Raw genomic sequence first — 17,307 nt, 5'->3', positions numbered from 1 at the left:
CAGGCTCCGCTCGCTGCCGTGGGATATTTGCGGAGTATATCCAGCAATTTCGCTAATGAGCGACCGTTTTTTATCGCTACTGCATTACCCGATTCAGAAACCCGTAAACCCGCTCCGCAGTCGGCGTGAACCAGGGCTCAAATAGCCAGTATGGGTGCGGCGCATCCACGTGGGTCATTACTTCCGTAACAACACCAGCTTCACTCAAACGCGCTATATATTGATCCCGCCCGGCGTGAAAGCGCGGGTGGCTGCTGTTGACAAACAGCGTGGGGGGAGCGCCAGCACCGGCGTACTCAAGTGGAGAAGCCTGGTGCCAGAGATCCGGCACATTCTGGTAACGACCACCGAACCAGGCGCCCGCCGCCGAAGGGTTTTTGCGCGGATCATCCTCATGTTGCAATGCCATGGGCGTAGTGAAACTGACAATGCCATCCAGATTGACAATCGCCTGAACCGAGTCTTTACCGGCGGACTGTACAGTTTCAAATATGGGCAAGCCCGGGGTTACCCCCACGAGCGTGGCTATTTGCGCACCCGAAGAAGCACCGATGACGGCGACGCGCTCAGGGTCAATGCCGTAACGACCCGCCTGCGCCCGCAACCAGCCAAGCGCAGACTTAACATCCTGTACACCCGCCGGGTAGCGGGCTTCCGGCGACAGGCGATACTCTACCGTCGCGGTGACAAATCCCCGGTTGGCGAGATACCTTGCCATGGGTTCCTGCAGAGTGCGGTTACCAGAACGCCAGCCGCCGCCGTGAACGAGCAGTACAGCCGGCCGGTCGGACGCGGGCTGCCACCCCTCAGGAAGGAAGAGATCGAGATGCAGAGCGCGCGTTCCGACACGGCGATACACCACATCCCGTAGGACTTCAGTACCCTGCCCAGGTGCCACCCGTGCAACTTGAATGTCTGGATAAGTCTTGCGGGCTTTGTTAAAGGCGGATTGAACGTTAAACGAGTCGTCGAGCGGAATTCTGACAATCGGCTCGGCTTGCTCAAGCAACTCGCGCGATAACCGCGACAGCCAGGCATCTACATCTTCCGGTACCGCCAGGGAACGGAATACCGGCACCTGCGTGGGGTACCCCTCAACCGAATCCTGACTATCAATAATACGCCCCTGTCCCGCCATTATCTGCGCGATAATTCGTTGATCCACCGCATCCCGCTGGGCGGGCCGGGCACCGACGGTTTTCAATAGCTCGCGCGAGAGCATCTCGGCAGGTATCGTGCGCAAGCCCTCGGGCCAAAGTGGTTTCTCCTCCAAACGCCGAATATCACCCTGTACGATATTCATCGACTCGCCATAGAGGTTCCACACCAGGTTATCCTCTAAATAAACATCCCCCTGATAGGACACCAGCGCGAGATCACTGTAAGTGTCGCGCCCGTACTGCAGGACATTTCCCACAACCGCCACCCGCGGATTCACCGGCGCCGCGTCAACATCGCGCCACTCGTCTTCGATATAACCCAGCTGAATGGCCGCAGAGCCCGGGTTGTAAATCAAATTGTTCACAACCACGCCGGTGGTATGCGCCTTGAAATACGGGTTGCGGCGATCATTGTTGGCAAACAGGTTACCGACCACCGCAACGTCACGCACAAAATCATGTACCAGCAGCCCTTTAGAGTGCTTGCCTTTTCGGTGGGTGGAGTAATCCAATCCCTCGGCGATGATCGAGTTGCTGATGGTAATTTGTCGGCTGGTGGCGTCAGGCCCATCCGTGCGCGCCCCAGAGGCCGACATATTCTCGTCAACGGCCCAACTGGTGGAGCAATGGTCGATATGGATTCGATACGCGTCTTTGCCCGAAATACCAATGCCATCCGGAGCCCAGCCACTGCGGGCCGGCTGGCCTGCATCTCCGGGGCGCACCCGGAGGTGCTGTACGCGCACATCGTGTGTGCGGATATTCAGACCACCACGAATCAGTGTGATCCCCGGGCTCGGCGCCGTCTGACCCGCAATGGTGAGAAACGGCTCGGTGACCGGAATGTTTGCTTGGCCAAGGTCGATCACCCCACCTACCTCGAACACCACGATACGTGGGCCTGACTGCCCCAGCGCCCAGCGCAACGAACCCTCCCCATGGTTCTGCAGGTTGGTAACCCGGAGGATCTTTCCACCACGCCCCCCGGGAGTGTCCACCCCGAAGCCACGAACCCCCTCTAAATTGATCGTGGCCAGCGCCGATGCACAACGGAAAAGAACGAACGCCATCAGTACCCAGCGACCAAACCCGCGTATTTTTGCTTTCATCACCACCTCGACTTATTTTCATTATCCGAAGGTTGACCAATCGGCTTAGGCAAGCAATTTTGGACTTACCAAAATACCCCATCCACCGCCCGTTTTTCAACAGAAGCTATAGACTACCTTCGCTCAGCCAAAATTCGGCCTTACCAGAATGAATGATTGGATCGCGATGGATTCATCAACAAGGGCGTGGAGGCCACTTTTGAGGCAGGTGTGAGCGCGCGAACAGTGTCGGGTCGTCGCGTCCCGGGAAAGCATTGGAGCAGGAGGGAGTGTTTAAGCGGGAGGCTAGTGAACACCCTCGCACCATCCGCAGGATGCGCGAGGATCCATTGAGCGAGCGCCCGACAGAGTGCAGGCGGCCGATACCTGTACCGGCCGCCCTTGTTCGCCGGAAAATCTCAGGGGAGCTTTTTCTCCCCCTGCTGGACATCTTCAGGTTTCTCTACATGATGGTCCCCGGTCTGTGTCGACTCCTCGATGGGAGCGCGGCGCAAAATCAGAAAACCTGAGACGCCGGCAATCAACGAGGCCAACAGCACCCCGGCTTTGGCCTGAATCAACAGTTCGTTCTGACCGGCAAAGGCGAGTTCCGCAATGAAAATCGACATGGTAAAGCCGATGCCCCCCAGCAGCGCCACACCAATGATATGGTGAAAGGTCGAGGACTTGGGCAACTCGCCCCAGCCAAGCTTCCAGCCAATCCAGGTGGCGCCGACGATGCCAATCAACTTACCAAACACCAGGCCACAGATGACCCCCAGTGTGAGCGGATTGAACACCGCCGCGGCACTGGTAAAGCTGTCAACGGGAATCCCCGCATTCGCCAGCGCAAAGATCGGCACCACCACAAAGGCAACCGGCGTGTGCAAGCGGGTCTCCATGCGTTGCAAAGGCGATTGCACCAGGTGAATACCATTGTCCAGCGCGGTCACCCGCGCGCGCAGCGCATCGTTGGCAATGATCTTGTCGCCGGGGCGAAAGCAGCGATCGAAGCTACGGATAATATCCTTCACAAACGTACTGAAAGCGACCGGGTCATATTTTGGCTTGGCGGGGATTGCCATAGCGGTAATCACCCCCGCCAGCGTTGCGTGCACCCCGGTTTTATACAGGGCGTACCACAGCAGAATACCTACGAAAATGTATCCTGCAGAGCGGCGCACACCGGCAAACTTCAGCAACCACAGCATACCCACCAACACACACGCGGCCATCAGCGCGGTAGTATTTACGCTTTCCGTATACCAGATAGCGATCACCAGGATGGCACCAAGGTCATCCACAATCGCCAGCGCTACCAGAAATGTCACTACAGCCCGCGGTACCCGGTTCCCGAGGATTGCGATACAGCCCACTGCAAAGGCGATATCCGTGGCCATGGGAATACCCCAGCCACGTTCCGACGGCGTGCCACCATTCAGCAGGTAGAAGATCAGGGCTGGCACCACCATCCCGCCGATCGCAGCCATCACCGGCAACACCGCGTGCTTCAGTTCGGAAAGCTCACCGACCAGAAACTCCCGCTTCAATTCAAGCCCAACCAGCAAGAAGAAGATGGCCATGAGGCCATCGTTGATCCAGTGGTGAAAACTCATGGACAGAGACCAGTCACCAAAGTTGTAGCTGACTGGCAAATGCAACACGTGCTTGTAGGCTTCCTGCCAGGGGGAGTTGGCAATGATTAACGCCACCACCGCACAAATCATCAACAGTACGCCACTGCTGCTCTGGCGGTGAATAAACTCTTCGAAGGGCGTTACCAGGCGGCCGAAGGCGCTCTCCAGCGGCGCTTCAAACACCTTGCCCTTGCGAATCCTGAATTTACTCAACACATTATTTGCCATCTAACGCCATCTCCTGATATTCAGTTTCGCGATGTTGCTTGACCAGGCGCTGACTCCAGGTGTCTTCCCAGTCGTGGGGGCAGAGGTTAGCATGGCAGTCATTTCCTCCTCCAGAATTTCAGAACTATAGTGCGATCCATGATCCGTCTCGACTTATTGTTGGTGCAGAAAGGCCTGGCCAGCTCCCGAACCCACGCGCGTAAATTGATCGACGCCGGTCGAGTGCAGGTGGCGGACGCCGGAGGTCATCTCTGGCAACCGGTTAAAAAAGCCAGCCAGCCCCTGAGCGAGAACGCACAAATCCACGTCGAGCCCCTGCCGGAGGACCGCTACGTTTCCAGAGCCGGCCTTAAGCTGGCCGCCATTCTCGATCACACCGGCCTCGACCCCAGCGGGTGGCGCGCCCTGGACATCGGCTGCTCCACCGGCGGTTTCAGTGACTGCCTGCTCCAGCGTGGGGCCGCACTGGTCGTGGGTGTGGATGTCGGTCACGATCAGTTGGCTCCCGCGGTGCGGGGCAACCCCCGCATGCAACTGTTTGAAGGACTGAACGCCCGCCATCTGACCGCGGAACAGATCTCGCCCTGGGGAGAGCACGGGTTCGACGCCATCGTGATGGACGTTTCATTTATCTCTCAGACCCTGATTCTGCCGCAGTTACCTTGCCTGATAAAACCGGGCGGCCAGCTGCTGAGCCTGGTAAAACCGCAATTTGAAGTCGGGCCCGATGGCATTGGTAAGGGTGGCCTCGTCAAGGATCCCGGTCTGTATCAGGGCGTCCAGGAAAAAATATACGCCCTGTGTGCACAATTGGATTTACAGGTAAGGGACTACATTGAGAGTCCAATCAAGGGAGGCGATGGGAATCGGGAGTTTTTGCTGTGGGCGACACGCTGAGGCGTGCTCAACGCCCGTACTCCCTAACGCAGAATAGCTTCAAGTTTGGCCTTAAAGCCGGGGCGCGCAACTTCCGTTGGCGAAGTACGGCGCAGGGGGCGCAACACGAGGTTGCCCTGGCAGTTCGGACACTCTTCTTTCAGCGCCGCCGTGCAATCGGGGCAGAACGTACATTCGTATGAACAGATATAGGCTTGGTCAGAAAGGCCCAGAGGCGCGCTGCAACGTTCACAGCTAGCTTTCATTTTCAGCATCGTATTCCTTCAGACTCGCAATTCGCAGCCCGGTGCCCCGGATGTGGCGAGGTTGCCCTCAACGCCACACCCGACACACCCAGTCACGGAGCGCCAATCACTCCCGGACAAAGGCTACCTACTTCATGTGCTGGCCCGGCAAGTCTGGGAGGTGGAATCGATTACTCCGCCTCCAACTGCTTGTCCGTGCGGGCCGCCATAATAAAATCATTTTTGTGCAGACCACCGGCCTCGTGGCTCCACCAGGTCACAGTGACCTTGCCCCACTCCGTCAGCAACGCCGGGTGATGACCAACCTCTTCCGCAATCGCGCCAACACGGTTAGTAAACGCTAACGCCTGTTTAAAATTACGGAACTTGAAAACCCGCTCCAGCTGCATCACACCGTCGCGAACCATCGGGCTCCAGTCCGGAATCTCGCGGATCAGGGTTGCCAATTCCTCATCGGTTACCAGGGGGGCATCAGCCCGGCAGGCCTCACAGGCCTGCGCTGCCAGCTCGGTCATATCTGACTCCTCTGTGCACAGTACTTTATTGGTAGGGTCGAATCGTGGCACTCCGCCACAAATTCGCGATCTGTCACTTTAGCCGCCGCCCGGATATGGCACAAGGCGACCTGGATCACACAAAATAGTGTGTGGATAAAAAGTTACTCACAAGTCGTCTGTGCTAGGTTTTCAACAGATTCCATCAGAAATTCGAGCTCGCCATGAAACGACTGACTATAGCGCTCCTGTTGGCCACCCTGCTTTCGGCCTGTGGACAAAAAGAAGATCCCGCCGGACACACTAAGACGGGCACTCAACTCCAGGACGCACAGTCAGAGCAACCCCGTGTGGAAACAAACACCAGCAGCAAGGCCGGCACCCGCAAGTCCGCCATCAACGAGGAGACCTTTGAGCGACTCAGCAACCAGCTGATCGAGCGTATGTGGCACCTGTTTCCCTCGTGGGCCATCAGCAACGGGTACTATAAAGTCGCTGCAGAATTGCAGGTACCGGATAACCACTATCGCCGAGAAGTACTCAGTTTTGCCAGAAGCTCTCTCAATCAGTTTTCCGGTTTTGATCCTGAGAGCCTCAACCCGAATACACGCACCGATCTTGCGCTGATCATCAATTTTCTCAACGAAACCATCTGGAAACTCACAGAATTCAAGCCGCATGAGTGGAATCCGGCTGATTACAATGTCTCCCATGGATTCGCACTGATCCTGAATACCGATTACGCCCCCCTTGACGACCGCCTTCGCACATTCAGCGAACGGCTGGTAAAAGTTCCAGCCTATTATGCCGCCGCAGAAAAAGCCCTCAGCAACCCGGCTTCTCCACAGTTGATTCTGGCGATTCAACAAAATGAAGGGGCGCAATCTGTTTTCGGTAAGGAACTGGAACAAAAGCTGGCGAACAGCGGGCTCAGCGACCGGGAGAAAGAACAATTCACCAACCGACTACAGGCCGCACGCAAAGCGATCGACGAATATGTGGTCTACCTGCAGACGCTCCATGCTCAAATGGAACAGGCAGACAGTTTCCGGGATTTCCGAATTGGCAAGGAAGCATACGAGAAAAAATTCCAGTTCGATATTCAGATCAGCATGAGTGGCGAAGAACTGTATAACCGAGCAATGAAAGAAAAAGACCGACTTCATCTCAAGATGGATGAATTGGCGGACAAGCTCTGGCCAAAGTATTTTCCGGATGAAAAGCGGCCCGATGACATCCTGGAAAAGATTCACAAAGTACTGGAAAAGCTCTCTCTGAATCACGCCTCCAAAGAAACCTTCAAGTTCGAGGTGGAAAAGCAGATCCCGGAACTGGTCGCATTCGTTAACGAAAAAGACCTCCTCTCCCTCGACCCGGAAAAACCCCTCATCGTGCGTACGACACCTCCGTACATGCGCGGCTTCTCGGTTGCGTCCATCAATGCACCCGGCCCCTATGACAAGAACGCCAATACCTACTACAACGTCATGCCCGTCGATGAGCTACCCGATGATCGCGCTGAAAGCTTCCTCAGAGAGTACAACACCTACCTGATGCAGATATTGAACATCCACGAGGCCATTCCCGGACACTATACCCAGCTGGTGTACGCCAACCAGTCCCCAAGCCTGATCAAGAATATTCTGGGCAACGGTGCCATGATCGAAGGCTGGGCAGTGTATACCGAACGTATGATGCTCGAAGCCGGCTATGGTGACTTTCAACCGGAGCTGTGGATGATGTACTACAAGTGGAACCTGCGCACTGTCGTCAACACGATTCTGGACTATTCAATCCAGGTAAAAGGCATGACAGAAGAGCAGGCCATGGAATTGATGATGAAACAGGCTTTCCAGCAGGAAACCGAAGCGATGGGTAAATGGCGTCGCGCCACCCTAAGCCAGGTGCAACTGACCAGCTACTTTGCGGGATATATGGATATCATGGAACTACGGGAGGAGATCAAGCAAAAGCTGGGAGATGCATTCGATCTAAAAGCATTTCATGAGAAATTCCTGAGTTACGGAAATGCTCCCGTTCCGGTCATTCGCGAACTGATGCTCGCAGACATCGAACCCTGAGTTTGGCTACTGATTTACATACTGAACGGGAGCACTCGGAAAGATGCCCCGGGGACTGGGTATTCTTTCCGAGGACGCCGTCCCGACCGCGCACCTCACCCGGACCATTACGGCCCACCGCGATTTTTGATGTGCCGTTCAACGTCAGACCTCCAGCCACCGCAGCGCTTCTGCAATTACCGTCTCCACGCGTTTCTGCAGCCCTTTCTCCCGGCGCCCACACAGGTATAACGTCTCACTCACGGGAGTGCAGAGCGGGTGCACCCGGATCTGCTCAGGCCTGGAAAATGCCTCCACAGCGTGAGCCGGCAGTACCGTAAAGCCCAGGCCTCGACTGACAGGCTCTAGTATTAATCCGATCTGGTTGGAAAATCCGCTTAGCGGAAATTGACCACTATGGCGAAACTCCGGGTAATTAGGTCCAAGCAACAAATTCGCATGGTGGCGACCATCCGGGTGATCAATAAATCCCAACGTCATCAAGGCGCTCCAATCCGGCGCAACCGTATTGGCTGGAGTCACCAATAACAAACTTTCCTGAGCTACGGGTCTGCATCGAATCTCCGCCGAAACGGATTCCGACGTCATAAATCCGATATCCACCCGGGAATCGATCAAAGCGGCCTCAACTTCCGCATTCGGCGCGAAGCGGTATTCAATGACGAGTTTCGGGTACCTGCACTGCAAAGCCAACAAGTGCCCGTACAGCTTAAGGCCCACACTGCCCGGGGACATGACCCGGACCACCCCCTCAAAGGGAGTATCTTCCTGGACTTTATCAGGCAACCCCGACAACGCCGCCAATATGCCCTGGGCCTCCGCATACAGCCTTTCTCCGGCATCGGAGACAGAGAAACGCTTTCCCTCTCTCACCAGCAGCTGAACACCAAGACGTTCTTCCAGCTTGCGTACGTGCTGACTGACGCCCGATTGCGTCATGTGCAGGCGCTCCGCGGTCCGAGTGAAGTGCCCCACCTCAACCAGCGTACAGAACGTATTCAGCCAAACTGCATTTATCATTACACAAAGTGAACATATTCATTCGAAATGATAATTATATGTTATCGAAAAGCCACTGTAACCTACTGGCAACATTTACTCAGGAGAGCGCAAAATGACCAATCCGTACCCAAGAAATTTCTCACATATCGGGATCTCCGTCCCGGATCTAGACCAGGCAGTCAAGTTTTATACCGAAGTGATGGGCTGGTACCTCATCATGGAACCCACCGAGATCGAAGAAGATGACAGTGCCATCGGCGAAATGTGCACAGATGTGTTCGGTGCCGGCTGGGGAAGTTTCCGAATAGCCCACTTATCCACCGGTGACCGGATCGGCGTGGAACTTTTCCAGTTCCCGAACCAGACGAACCCCGAAAACAATTTCGAATACTGGAAAACGGGCATCTTTCACTTCTGTGTACAGGACCCCAACGTCGAAGAGCTGGCCGAAAAAATCGTCGCTGCCGGCGGCAAACGCCGGATGGAAAAACCACGCTACTACTACCCAGGCGAAAAGCCCTATCGCATGATTTACATGGAAGACCCGTTTGGAAATATCGTAGAGATCTACAGCCACAGCTACGAGTTGATCTACAGTGACGGCGCCTACTGAACCAAAAGCTATTTCAGCTGGATTCGCGTATCTCAGGGTAAAACCTGAGTACGCGAACCGGGCGATCGAAGGGCGAGCCTACCTGTCCACACAGCCTTGCCCTGCTCCGCCCAAGAGAATCGGTGTGAGAATATCACTCAAAGTCAGGTGGCCAAATTCAGTGTACCACTACACTACACAGCCAACGCGGAGCTCTTTTTGTGTTAATGTTTGAGCGCCAGCGAGTAACACAAAAAGTGCGTAGCGTTGGATGTCGCTCTGCCGCTGCTCGTTATGTGCGCCCACCTACGAAGTAACCCTTTTCTTCAAGCGTGAAAACATACCACACAACGAGTCCGTAAATTATCCAAGTAATTACGGAAGCATACTTCATCAGAGTTAATTGATTTTCTGGAAATTCATGAGTGAAAAGCGTGAAAATTCCCGATACAACAGAGAAAATAAATAATCCAAGAAACAACCAACGTGACGCTGACTTTCGTAGAAATAGAAGAGTTGCAGCGAGCAGCATAAGAACTACGCCAAAAATTCCTTTGAAGTAGTAAAGCATACCCTCAGGCTTTTCCATACCTGCAGGAATTTCAATATTTCCAGAATAAAGCGCGTACAACTGATAGAGACCAGAAATTCCTGTCACTACGAACAATAAAAATATTAGCCAGACTAGAACCGGCCTCTTCTCTGACGACTTCAACTTAATCTCCTACTGCACATAACGAGCCTGTAGAAAAACGACTCTCACAATCGCTCTCTCTTGGCTGCTTTCAATTGACATTTCTTGATCACAATTCAATCACACATCTTTAACATAATCACGCTTGTGTGTATTTTTCGCATATTTCGGCGACACAAGTGTGGATAACCCTGCTAATCAGTGGATAGCGCCGTAATTCATCAACTTCTCGATGTTGTGCACCAGACAAAACATCTGCCATTGCCCCTGCACCTTGCGTTTGCCACGCAACGAGAAGCGATTTAATCGCTTGTTGGTACCGATATTGCCAAAGACCGGCTCCACCACCGACATGCGATGACTGTAAATCGTTTTCCCTTCCAGGCTATCAATCCGCTTCTTCATCCAGTCCATTGCGGTTTTGCCATTGGTCCAGGTAAAGGACACCTGTCGGCCGTGGCCGTCTCGGGTATCGGCCGAAGCCGGGTTACGCATGCACTGGTGTTTTAATGGGCAGTGGCGACAATCCGTCAGCCGACCTTCAAAGAAAAGCTTTTGCTTGCCTTCACTGACGCGCTCCTCGCGATAAAGCAACATTTCATTGCCAGCGGGGCAGATACAGGTCTTGCTTCTTTTATTAAGCTTGAACTCGCTCGCAGGAATCACCTGCTTAACGCCCTTTACGGTATCTCGATGACGCTTGCCATGTTTCTCTTTTTGCTTGGCAAACGCCTTGTCGCGGGAGCGGAACTGGTTATCGGGGATGTAAGCGTTGATACCTTCGCCTCTCAGCAACGCATTATTGTCCTCACTGGAAAACCCGGTATCCGCGGTGACAATCACCTGCTCCGCAAGAATGTCCTCGGCGATGCCGGCATTCCGATAGCGCGTATTAATGCCATCGAGAATTGGCTTTAATGTGTGGGTTTCCTGCCCCTCACCAAAGGCCTGCGCCTCGACAATAATCTGGTGTTTCTTGTCCACCGCCGCGACACCGTTGTACCCCTGGATGGTACCTTTGCTGGTGGTCATCTTGGCCGACTCGTTGTCGGTGATGTTACTTTTGACTTCTTTCGGCTTCTTACCCTGCCCCATCCTTGGGGCTTGCGTCTTTAGGAAGTTGTCAATCTTTTCAAAGTGCTTCTCCAAGGTTTTATTCGCCTGCTCCAGACGCTGCTTCCGCTCCCGTTCGGCGGGCTTCCTTCCATCCAGCTTCTTATGTTCCGATAGACAATGACGGATCTTCTTGCGGATCTTTGCCTGCTTTTCCTCGAGCTCTTTAAAAGTTCCAGAGTGTGACTTGCTGGCATTCGACGACATCTTGCAGCCATCAATGGCAAAGAGTTCATTACCCAAAAGACCTTCCTGGTCGCAAACCATCAGCAACTGCTCGAAGACAGACTGTATGGCATCGGGATAACTACTCACAAAGCTGGCAATACTGGTGAAGTGCGGCACGCTGTCACAGGACAGAGCTTTGAACAGTATATTATGCTCACACTGCCATTGAATCTCCCGGCTGGACGTGATGCCTTTGGAGTAAGCGAACAGGATAATCTTCAAGAGAATAGCCGGATCATATGCAGACCGACCACCACCTTCATTCTTATACTTATCGTAGAAAGCGGAAAGATTGATACGGTTTTCGATCAGGTGATGCAGCGTGTACTCGAAGGTATTCGGCTGCAATTGATCTTCGAAATTGATTACAACCATTGTGTCCTGGCTGTAATTATAGGGCTTGAAGTTAGGCATGACGGGACCTCGAAACCGGGCCCGCAGATTTTATCAAAATCCACTAGGTTTTAAGAGTTTTTCTACAGCCTGAACGCCCGCAGTTGCGGCTGACTTGGAGCGCAGCGGAAAGGCAGTCCGGCAACCTGCGATTGTTATGAGTGGACACTTACCATTTTCTCAACTGCATAAAAGTAGTTTAACTCTTCAAAACACAGTGTCTCCCGGTAATATGGCCGCCTGTTTAATCCAGCTCGCTATGCGATCTTCATCAAAACTATCATCCTCGTATATGTTGAGATACCGCACACTTTTATCCTTCGACTCTTTGGGCGGCAAAGGATCAAGCTGTGATCCATTCAGGAAACTGATCTGGAAGTATTTCTTATAGCAGTACATCGCCAGAAACCAGCCCTTTCCTTCGACACCATAAAACGGAGTATTCCAACGCACAGCTTTTTGGACGCCCGGCACTTCTCGAGTGACCAGTGCATCAAGTTGACGACCAAGCGCTTGCTTCCAACCAGGCATAGCCGCAATATAAGCTTGAATAGGGGCATCACCATCGCCCTTGTCGATATACGGATTGCCCCCAGCATTCCGCTTCGGATCTAAATTCACTTTGTTTGTTGACAATGCGCTATCTCCTTTAAAAGGTCTGAGGATATTCTATTACACACACGATCAAGATTGATGCATACGAAATGGTACGTCTCATTAGGTAATTGACTCATAACGAGGCTGTAGAAAAACTCCGGCCTTTACTTGCTGCTCATATTTCACCCAGAAAATCGCGTCTCTACGTGAATTCTGGATCTACTTTACATGGCGAAAAGCATTTCAGGGCACTCTCCGCACGAAAAATTTATCTACTAGAGAGAGGCTCGAGTTTTTCTACAGCCTGAACGCCCACAGCAGGGGCGGCTTACCTTTTGCGCATTTTGCGCGAAAATGGGAGCGAAGCGACCGCGCAAACTGTGCATAAGGTAAGCCGTCCCGCGGAGGCCCGAAGGGCCGGAGCTTCACTGCCTGTGATTGTTATGGTGGAAACTTCCCACTCAGCTACGACGAACACAACATTTCTATTTTATAAATCACTATCTCTAATGCCTATTGCTTAAGTAAAGTGAATGCGTGTAGGCCGTAAAAAGCTCCCAATAATCCAGCCATTAGGCACGACAACGAGTAAAAATCTTCAGAAATTCCACGATTTACCACATCAATAAAAAACGCAACGAGCAATCCAAATAGCATTCCCGCCAACGTAAAGCTCAAGAACGCCAGCAAAGCCAGATATTTCTTTCTTCTATTTAGATTCATCTCGAACCATAACGCCCAGCGTAGGCGCAGACAGCGCGGAGCGCTTTTTGTGTTAATGTTTGAGCGCCAGCGAGTAACACAAAAGGCGCGTAGCGTTGGCTGTCGCTCTGCCGCTGATTGTTATACGCTGAACTTTGCAACAGCGTGCTCATATATGGGCCTGTATTTACTAAAAATTGGTAGCGCATGCTTTCCGGCCTCTTTCTCTGCTTGCTTATGCCAGCCAAAGTAATCTTCAGCGATGTATAGCTCTTGGCGCTCTTCTTCGGGCAAATCCAAATCAAGATCGAAAAGTATGAGCGTTACAGCATCGTACAATGACAATTTTCCTTTTGAACATTTACTGGCAACTTCACCAGCAAGAAATTCTTGGCTTGGCTCTCCGTGCACTTGGAACCCGTTGCTTATCAATTCTAAAACCTCAGAAATATCAGATGCCAAAGATATTTTCTCAACAAATGGATCAACTCCCTCATCCGTGTATTGGGAGTACGCCCATTCGACAACTTTCTCGTAAGAAATAGCATTCTTCTTCAAGAGATAGCTCAGAACATTGTATTCGTCGGCACTATGTTTCATGTTGGTTGCGTATAACGCCCAGCGCAGGCGCAGCCAGCGCGGAGCGCATTTTGTGTTAATGTTTGAGCGCCAGCGAGTAACACAAAAGGTGCGTAGCGTTGGCTGTCGCTCTGCCGCTGCTTGTTAATTGCTTGGCGTGGCATCGGAGCTCTTGCCGTCCTCTATGTACGTTTCCATATAAGCTTCAGTAGTAGCGTATGGAAAAGAATTGACCATCACATCTAGGAGCTCATAAATCTCAGTATCTTTGATAGAGGCAGATTTTTCTTCCAAAGTGGTCTGAATATTATTGTAAGTGTCCATATCTTGGACAATTAATTTTTCGCCCCACTCATACATTTTTTCCTCCTCTCCCCGCCTTGAAAACCCGAGGAGAAGAGCAATCATATTTGCTTGATCTACCGACCGTCCTGACTGCGCAAACACTGCTGAGATTTCTACACCTCGCTTTAACCCTCTCTGCTCTCCAGCAAAGTAAGCAGCTACGACCAGACAAACAACTACCACAATCCTAACAATATTTTTATACGGCATGACTTCTCTAGGGCAATTAACAGTTTTATTCATACGCCACAGGCTTCTTTTGCAAACACGATTATTCCTTGGCGCGAAAAACAACAGATTGGGAAATCCTATTTAAAACAAGCCTTTAGACACCCCATATCAAAAACATAACTCGAAAAAGAAGCCAGTGGCTTTTGTTCTTATCGAAAATATGGCTCTTATTATTTTCCCAATCGTATAAATATCAATGAGTTAGATTATCCCATTCCCTGCACACAAGCCATAGGCTGCTGATCTCAGTATTTCGGTAAGGTTCGCCATTCACGCTGGTTACTTTTTCAACCAGCTATAAAAAAGCCGGCCCCAGTTACTGGGGCCGGCTTTTGGTGGTCCATCAACTTGACCGGGGTGTTTACACAGCACCCTCTTCGATCTTTTGTTTCCAGATTACCGGGCCGGTGTTATGAACGGACTCACCATTGCTGTCCACCGCTACGGTGACCGGCATGTCTTCCACTTCGAACTCGTAAATGGCTTCCATACCCAATTCCGGGAAAGCAATGACTTTGGCGTCCTTGATGGCCTGGGCCACCAGGTAAGCTGCGCCGCCAACGGCCATCAGATAAACCGCTTTGTTATCACGGATCGCGTCAATTGCGGTCGGACCGCGCTCGGCTTTACCGATCATTCCCAACAGGCCGGTTTCTTCCAGCATGGTACGAGTGAACTTGTCCATACGTGTTGCAGTGGTAGGCCCGGCAGGGCCGACAACTTCTTCGCGGACCGGGTCTACCGGGCCTACGTAGTAGATAAAACGCCCAGTCAGATCCACCGGGAGCTTTTCACCTTTGGCCAGTATGTCGACCATTTTCTTATGCGCGGCATCGCGGCCGGTGAGCATTTTGCCGTTCAGCAGTAGCGTGTCACCGGGCTGCCAGCTGAGAACATCTTCTGCGGTTACTTCATCCAGATTTACACGGCGAGTAGTGCCGCCCGCTTCGCGGGTGATTTCCGGCCAGTCTTCGAGTTTCGGTGGCGTCTGGCGCGCTGCGCCAGATCCGTCGAGGGTGAAGTGGGTGTGACGGGTGGCGGCACAGTTGGGGATAATCGCAACCGCTTTGTTGGCAGCATGGGTGGGAAAGTCTTTCACTTTCACATCCAGCACGGTGGTGAGACCACCGAGTCCCTGAGCACCGATGCCAAGTTTGTTGACCTTGTCGAACAATTCCAGGCGCAGTTCTTCAGCGCGGTTAGCTGCGCCCCGCTCCTGCAACTCCTGGATGTCGATGGGGTCCAGTAGCGACTCTTTCGCCAGCAACATGGCCTTTTCCGCAGTTCCCCCTACCCCGATACCGAGCATGCCGGGCGGGCACCAGCCAGCACCCATCTTGGGTACCATTTCCAGCACCCAATCCACCACGGAGTCCGAAGGGTTCAGCATGGCAAATTTACTTTTTGCTTCGCTGCCGCCGCCTTTTGCGGCCACATAGACGTCGACATTGTCGCCGGGGACGATTTCGTAGTGAATCACCGCTGGGGTGTTGTCGCCCGTATTTTTACGCGCACCATCGGGGTCCGCCAGAATGGAAGCACGCAGTACATTATCCGGGTTCTTGTAAGCGCGGCGGACACCTTCGTTGACCATGTCGGTCACACTCATTTCCGCATCCCACTGAACATTCATGCCCACTTTCAGTTTTACGGTCACAATGCCGGTGTCCTGACAGATCGGGCGATGGCCCTGGGCGCACATGCGGGAATTGATCAGGATCTGCGCCATGGCGTCTTTCGCCGCCGGGTTCGCTTCCTTTTCGTAGGCTTTGTTGAGGGCCTGAATAAAGTCCTGAGGGTGGTAGTAAGAAATGAACTGCAGCGCGTCGGCCACGCTGTCGATCAGGTCGTCCTGGCGGATAATCGTCATTGCCGGCTCCGGTTGTCTCTCGTCTCGAAGGCGGCGATTTTACACGAATTGTCTACTGGTGTTGGAACGGACGATGGTTGAATTGACTTATCGCCCCCGGAATCGCAAATGAGAAGCAATTATAAAGAGGGGGTCCAGAACAATGAAAAGCGATGGGCACCAGGGGCGATGCCCGGCGGGGTTCTGTGGCTACCTGACTGCGGTGCCGCACTGAACGACCAGTGCGGCACCTTGATCAGGCTGGCATCAGGGCGCGGATGCGGTGGTAGAGCTGGACTGCAGGCTGCGAATGGCATCCCGCAGCTGGACAAGATCCTTGTTGACAGTACGACGATAGCTGTCGATGGACTGGACCGCTTCTTCGTTGGCACCCACCCGTGCGGTGAGGTCGGCTCGTACAGAATTCAGCTGACGCTCCAGACTCGCCACCTTGTCTTTGGTATCCCGAGAAGCGCTGACGGTGGACTCTTTCAGCTTGTTAATCTCTCCCTCGAGCGCAGCCACTTTCTTCAGGCTGCTCTCAAAACCCTTGACCTTGCTGGAAAGTGCGGCCACTTGTTTCTTGGCGGCATCGGCTGTCGCTTTATTCGCGGCAATGCTCTTGCGGTTGGTATCGTAGGAAACCCCCCACAGTTTGCGAATCTCCGAGGCATTCTCTTTCACTTTCGCGTTGAGCACCTCAACGGAGGCAGCAGACTCCTCCCCGGACATCTCAAACCGCTTTTCCAGCTGTACGATGCGCGCATCGGCATCCTTCAGCTGGGCGACCGTATCCTGCCACTGCGTATACAGGAACCCCGCACCACCCAGACCGGCCAGTGCCAGCATCAGTGCCACGATCGCCAGGAAAGAAGAACCACCGCCACTGCCGGACTCCGCAACCGGTAAGGGCTCGGGCTGGGCACTGTGACGGCGCCCGCCTATCGGGCCATTGGGGATCTGAGGGTCCATAGAGGATGAACTGCTGCCATCGAATGTGGGCTCTCTGCGTTGCATGCTGTTGTCCTGCGTTGGCGCGGCCCCGGGGCCGGCGTGGGAAACCGAATTTGGAGATGAAAACTGCGGCAGTTATACCAAAAATTGACGAAAAAGTAAGCGGGTTCAGTTATCAGAATAGGACAACGACGGTAG

Annotated in this window: 15 protein-coding genes; 3 read left to right on the top strand and 12 right to left on the bottom strand. The window is 53.1% G+C overall.

Annotated elements, in window-relative coordinates; all coding sequences use genetic code 11:
- Nucleotides 1-76 precede the first annotated feature (76 nt).
- The gene (locus LRR79_RS08630) at nucleotides 77-2,269 is read right to left on the bottom strand and encodes an alpha/beta hydrolase fold domain-containing protein (RefSeq protein ID WP_231759947.1); all 2,193 of its coding nucleotides are present in this window, start codon (nucleotides 2,267-2,269) and stop codon (nucleotides 77-79) included.
- Nucleotides 2,270-2,667: 398 nt separating this feature from the next.
- Nucleotides 2,668-4,113: a Na+/H+ antiporter NhaA gene (gene nhaA / locus LRR79_RS08625; RefSeq protein ID WP_231759946.1), complete on the bottom strand. Its 1,446-nt coding sequence runs from the start codon at nucleotides 4,111-4,113 to the stop codon at nucleotides 2,668-2,670.
- Nucleotides 4,114-4,251: 138 nt separating this feature from the next.
- On the opposite strand from nhaA, the gene LRR79_RS08620 reads away from it, so the two are divergent.
- Nucleotides 4,252-5,010, top strand: a complete 759-nt coding sequence (locus tag LRR79_RS08620; RefSeq protein ID WP_231759945.1) for a TlyA family RNA methyltransferase — start codon at nucleotides 4,252-4,254, stop codon at nucleotides 5,008-5,010.
- Between the two features lie 23 nt (nucleotides 5,011-5,033).
- Here the strand turns inward: LRR79_RS08620 and LRR79_RS08615 are convergent, their stop codons facing one another.
- Nucleotides 5,034-5,255, bottom strand: coding sequence for a DUF1272 domain-containing protein (locus LRR79_RS08615; protein WP_231760006.1), 222 nt, complete (start codon nucleotides 5,253-5,255; stop codon nucleotides 5,034-5,036).
- A gap of 170 nt (nucleotides 5,256-5,425) precedes the next feature.
- Nucleotides 5,426-5,770, bottom strand: coding sequence for a 4a-hydroxytetrahydrobiopterin dehydratase (locus LRR79_RS08610; protein WP_231759944.1), 345 nt, complete (start codon nucleotides 5,768-5,770; stop codon nucleotides 5,426-5,428).
- Between the two features lie 203 nt (nucleotides 5,771-5,973).
- Here LRR79_RS08610 and LRR79_RS08605 point away from each other — a divergent pair, with 203 nt between their 5' ends.
- Nucleotides 5,974-7,830, top strand: a complete 1,857-nt coding sequence (locus LRR79_RS08605; protein WP_231759943.1) for a DUF885 domain-containing protein — start codon at nucleotides 5,974-5,976, stop codon at nucleotides 7,828-7,830.
- 144 nt (nucleotides 7,831-7,974) lie between these two features.
- On the opposite strand, the gene LRR79_RS08600 is transcribed toward LRR79_RS08605, so the two are convergent.
- The gene (locus LRR79_RS08600) at nucleotides 7,975-8,850 is read right to left on the bottom strand and encodes a LysR family transcriptional regulator (protein WP_269455112.1); all 876 of its coding nucleotides are present in this window, start codon (nucleotides 8,848-8,850) and stop codon (nucleotides 7,975-7,977) included.
- Between the two features lie 94 nt (nucleotides 8,851-8,944).
- Between LRR79_RS08600 and LRR79_RS08590 the strand changes: the two genes are divergently transcribed.
- A complete protein-coding gene (locus tag LRR79_RS08590; protein WP_231759942.1) occupies nucleotides 8,945-9,445 on the top strand; it encodes a lactoylglutathione lyase family protein in 501 nt (166 codons plus the stop codon).
- A gap of 271 nt (nucleotides 9,446-9,716) precedes the next feature.
- On the opposite strand, the gene LRR79_RS08585 is transcribed toward LRR79_RS08590, so the two are convergent.
- From LRR79_RS08585 to LRR79_RS08555, 7 genes are all read right to left on the bottom strand, one after another.
- A complete protein-coding gene (locus LRR79_RS08585; protein WP_231759941.1) occupies nucleotides 9,717-10,139 on the bottom strand; it encodes a hypothetical protein in 423 nt (140 codons plus the stop codon).
- 177 nt (nucleotides 10,140-10,316) lie between these two features.
- The gene (locus LRR79_RS08580; protein WP_456085667.1) at nucleotides 10,317-11,873 is read right to left on the bottom strand and encodes an IS1182 family transposase; all 1,557 of its coding nucleotides are present in this window, start codon (nucleotides 11,871-11,873) and stop codon (nucleotides 10,317-10,319) included.
- Nucleotides 11,874-12,059: 186 nt separating this feature from the next.
- A complete protein-coding gene (locus LRR79_RS08575) occupies nucleotides 12,060-12,488 on the bottom strand; it encodes a DUF1801 domain-containing protein (RefSeq protein WP_231759939.1) in 429 nt (142 codons plus the stop codon).
- An 804-nt stretch (nucleotides 12,489-13,292) separates the two neighbouring features.
- On the bottom strand, nucleotides 13,293-13,751 hold the full coding sequence (locus tag LRR79_RS08570) for a hypothetical protein (protein WP_231759938.1): 459 nt from the start codon (nucleotides 13,749-13,751) through the stop codon (nucleotides 13,293-13,295).
- A gap of 123 nt (nucleotides 13,752-13,874) precedes the next feature.
- Complete coding sequence (locus tag LRR79_RS08565) at nucleotides 13,875-14,318, bottom strand: hypothetical protein (protein ID WP_231759937.1); 444 nt, start codon at nucleotides 14,316-14,318, stop codon at nucleotides 13,875-13,877.
- A gap of 349 nt (nucleotides 14,319-14,667) precedes the next feature.
- Nucleotides 14,668-16,176, bottom strand: a complete 1,509-nt coding sequence (locus LRR79_RS08560) for a fumarate hydratase (protein ID WP_231759936.1) — start codon at nucleotides 16,174-16,176, stop codon at nucleotides 14,668-14,670.
- 246 nt (nucleotides 16,177-16,422) lie between these two features.
- Nucleotides 16,423-17,172, bottom strand: a complete 750-nt coding sequence (locus LRR79_RS08555) for a hypothetical protein (RefSeq protein WP_231759935.1) — start codon at nucleotides 17,170-17,172, stop codon at nucleotides 16,423-16,425.
- Between the last annotated feature and the right edge of the window lie 135 nt (nucleotides 17,173-17,307).

It is taken from the genome of Microbulbifer elongatus (assembly GCF_021165935.1).
In the GTDB taxonomy this organism is placed as follows: Bacteria; Pseudomonadota; Gammaproteobacteria; order Pseudomonadales; family Cellvibrionaceae; genus Microbulbifer; species Microbulbifer elongatus.
The sequence above is the reverse complement of the archived record's forward strand: the minus strand, read 5'-3'. Positions and strand labels throughout refer to the sequence as shown.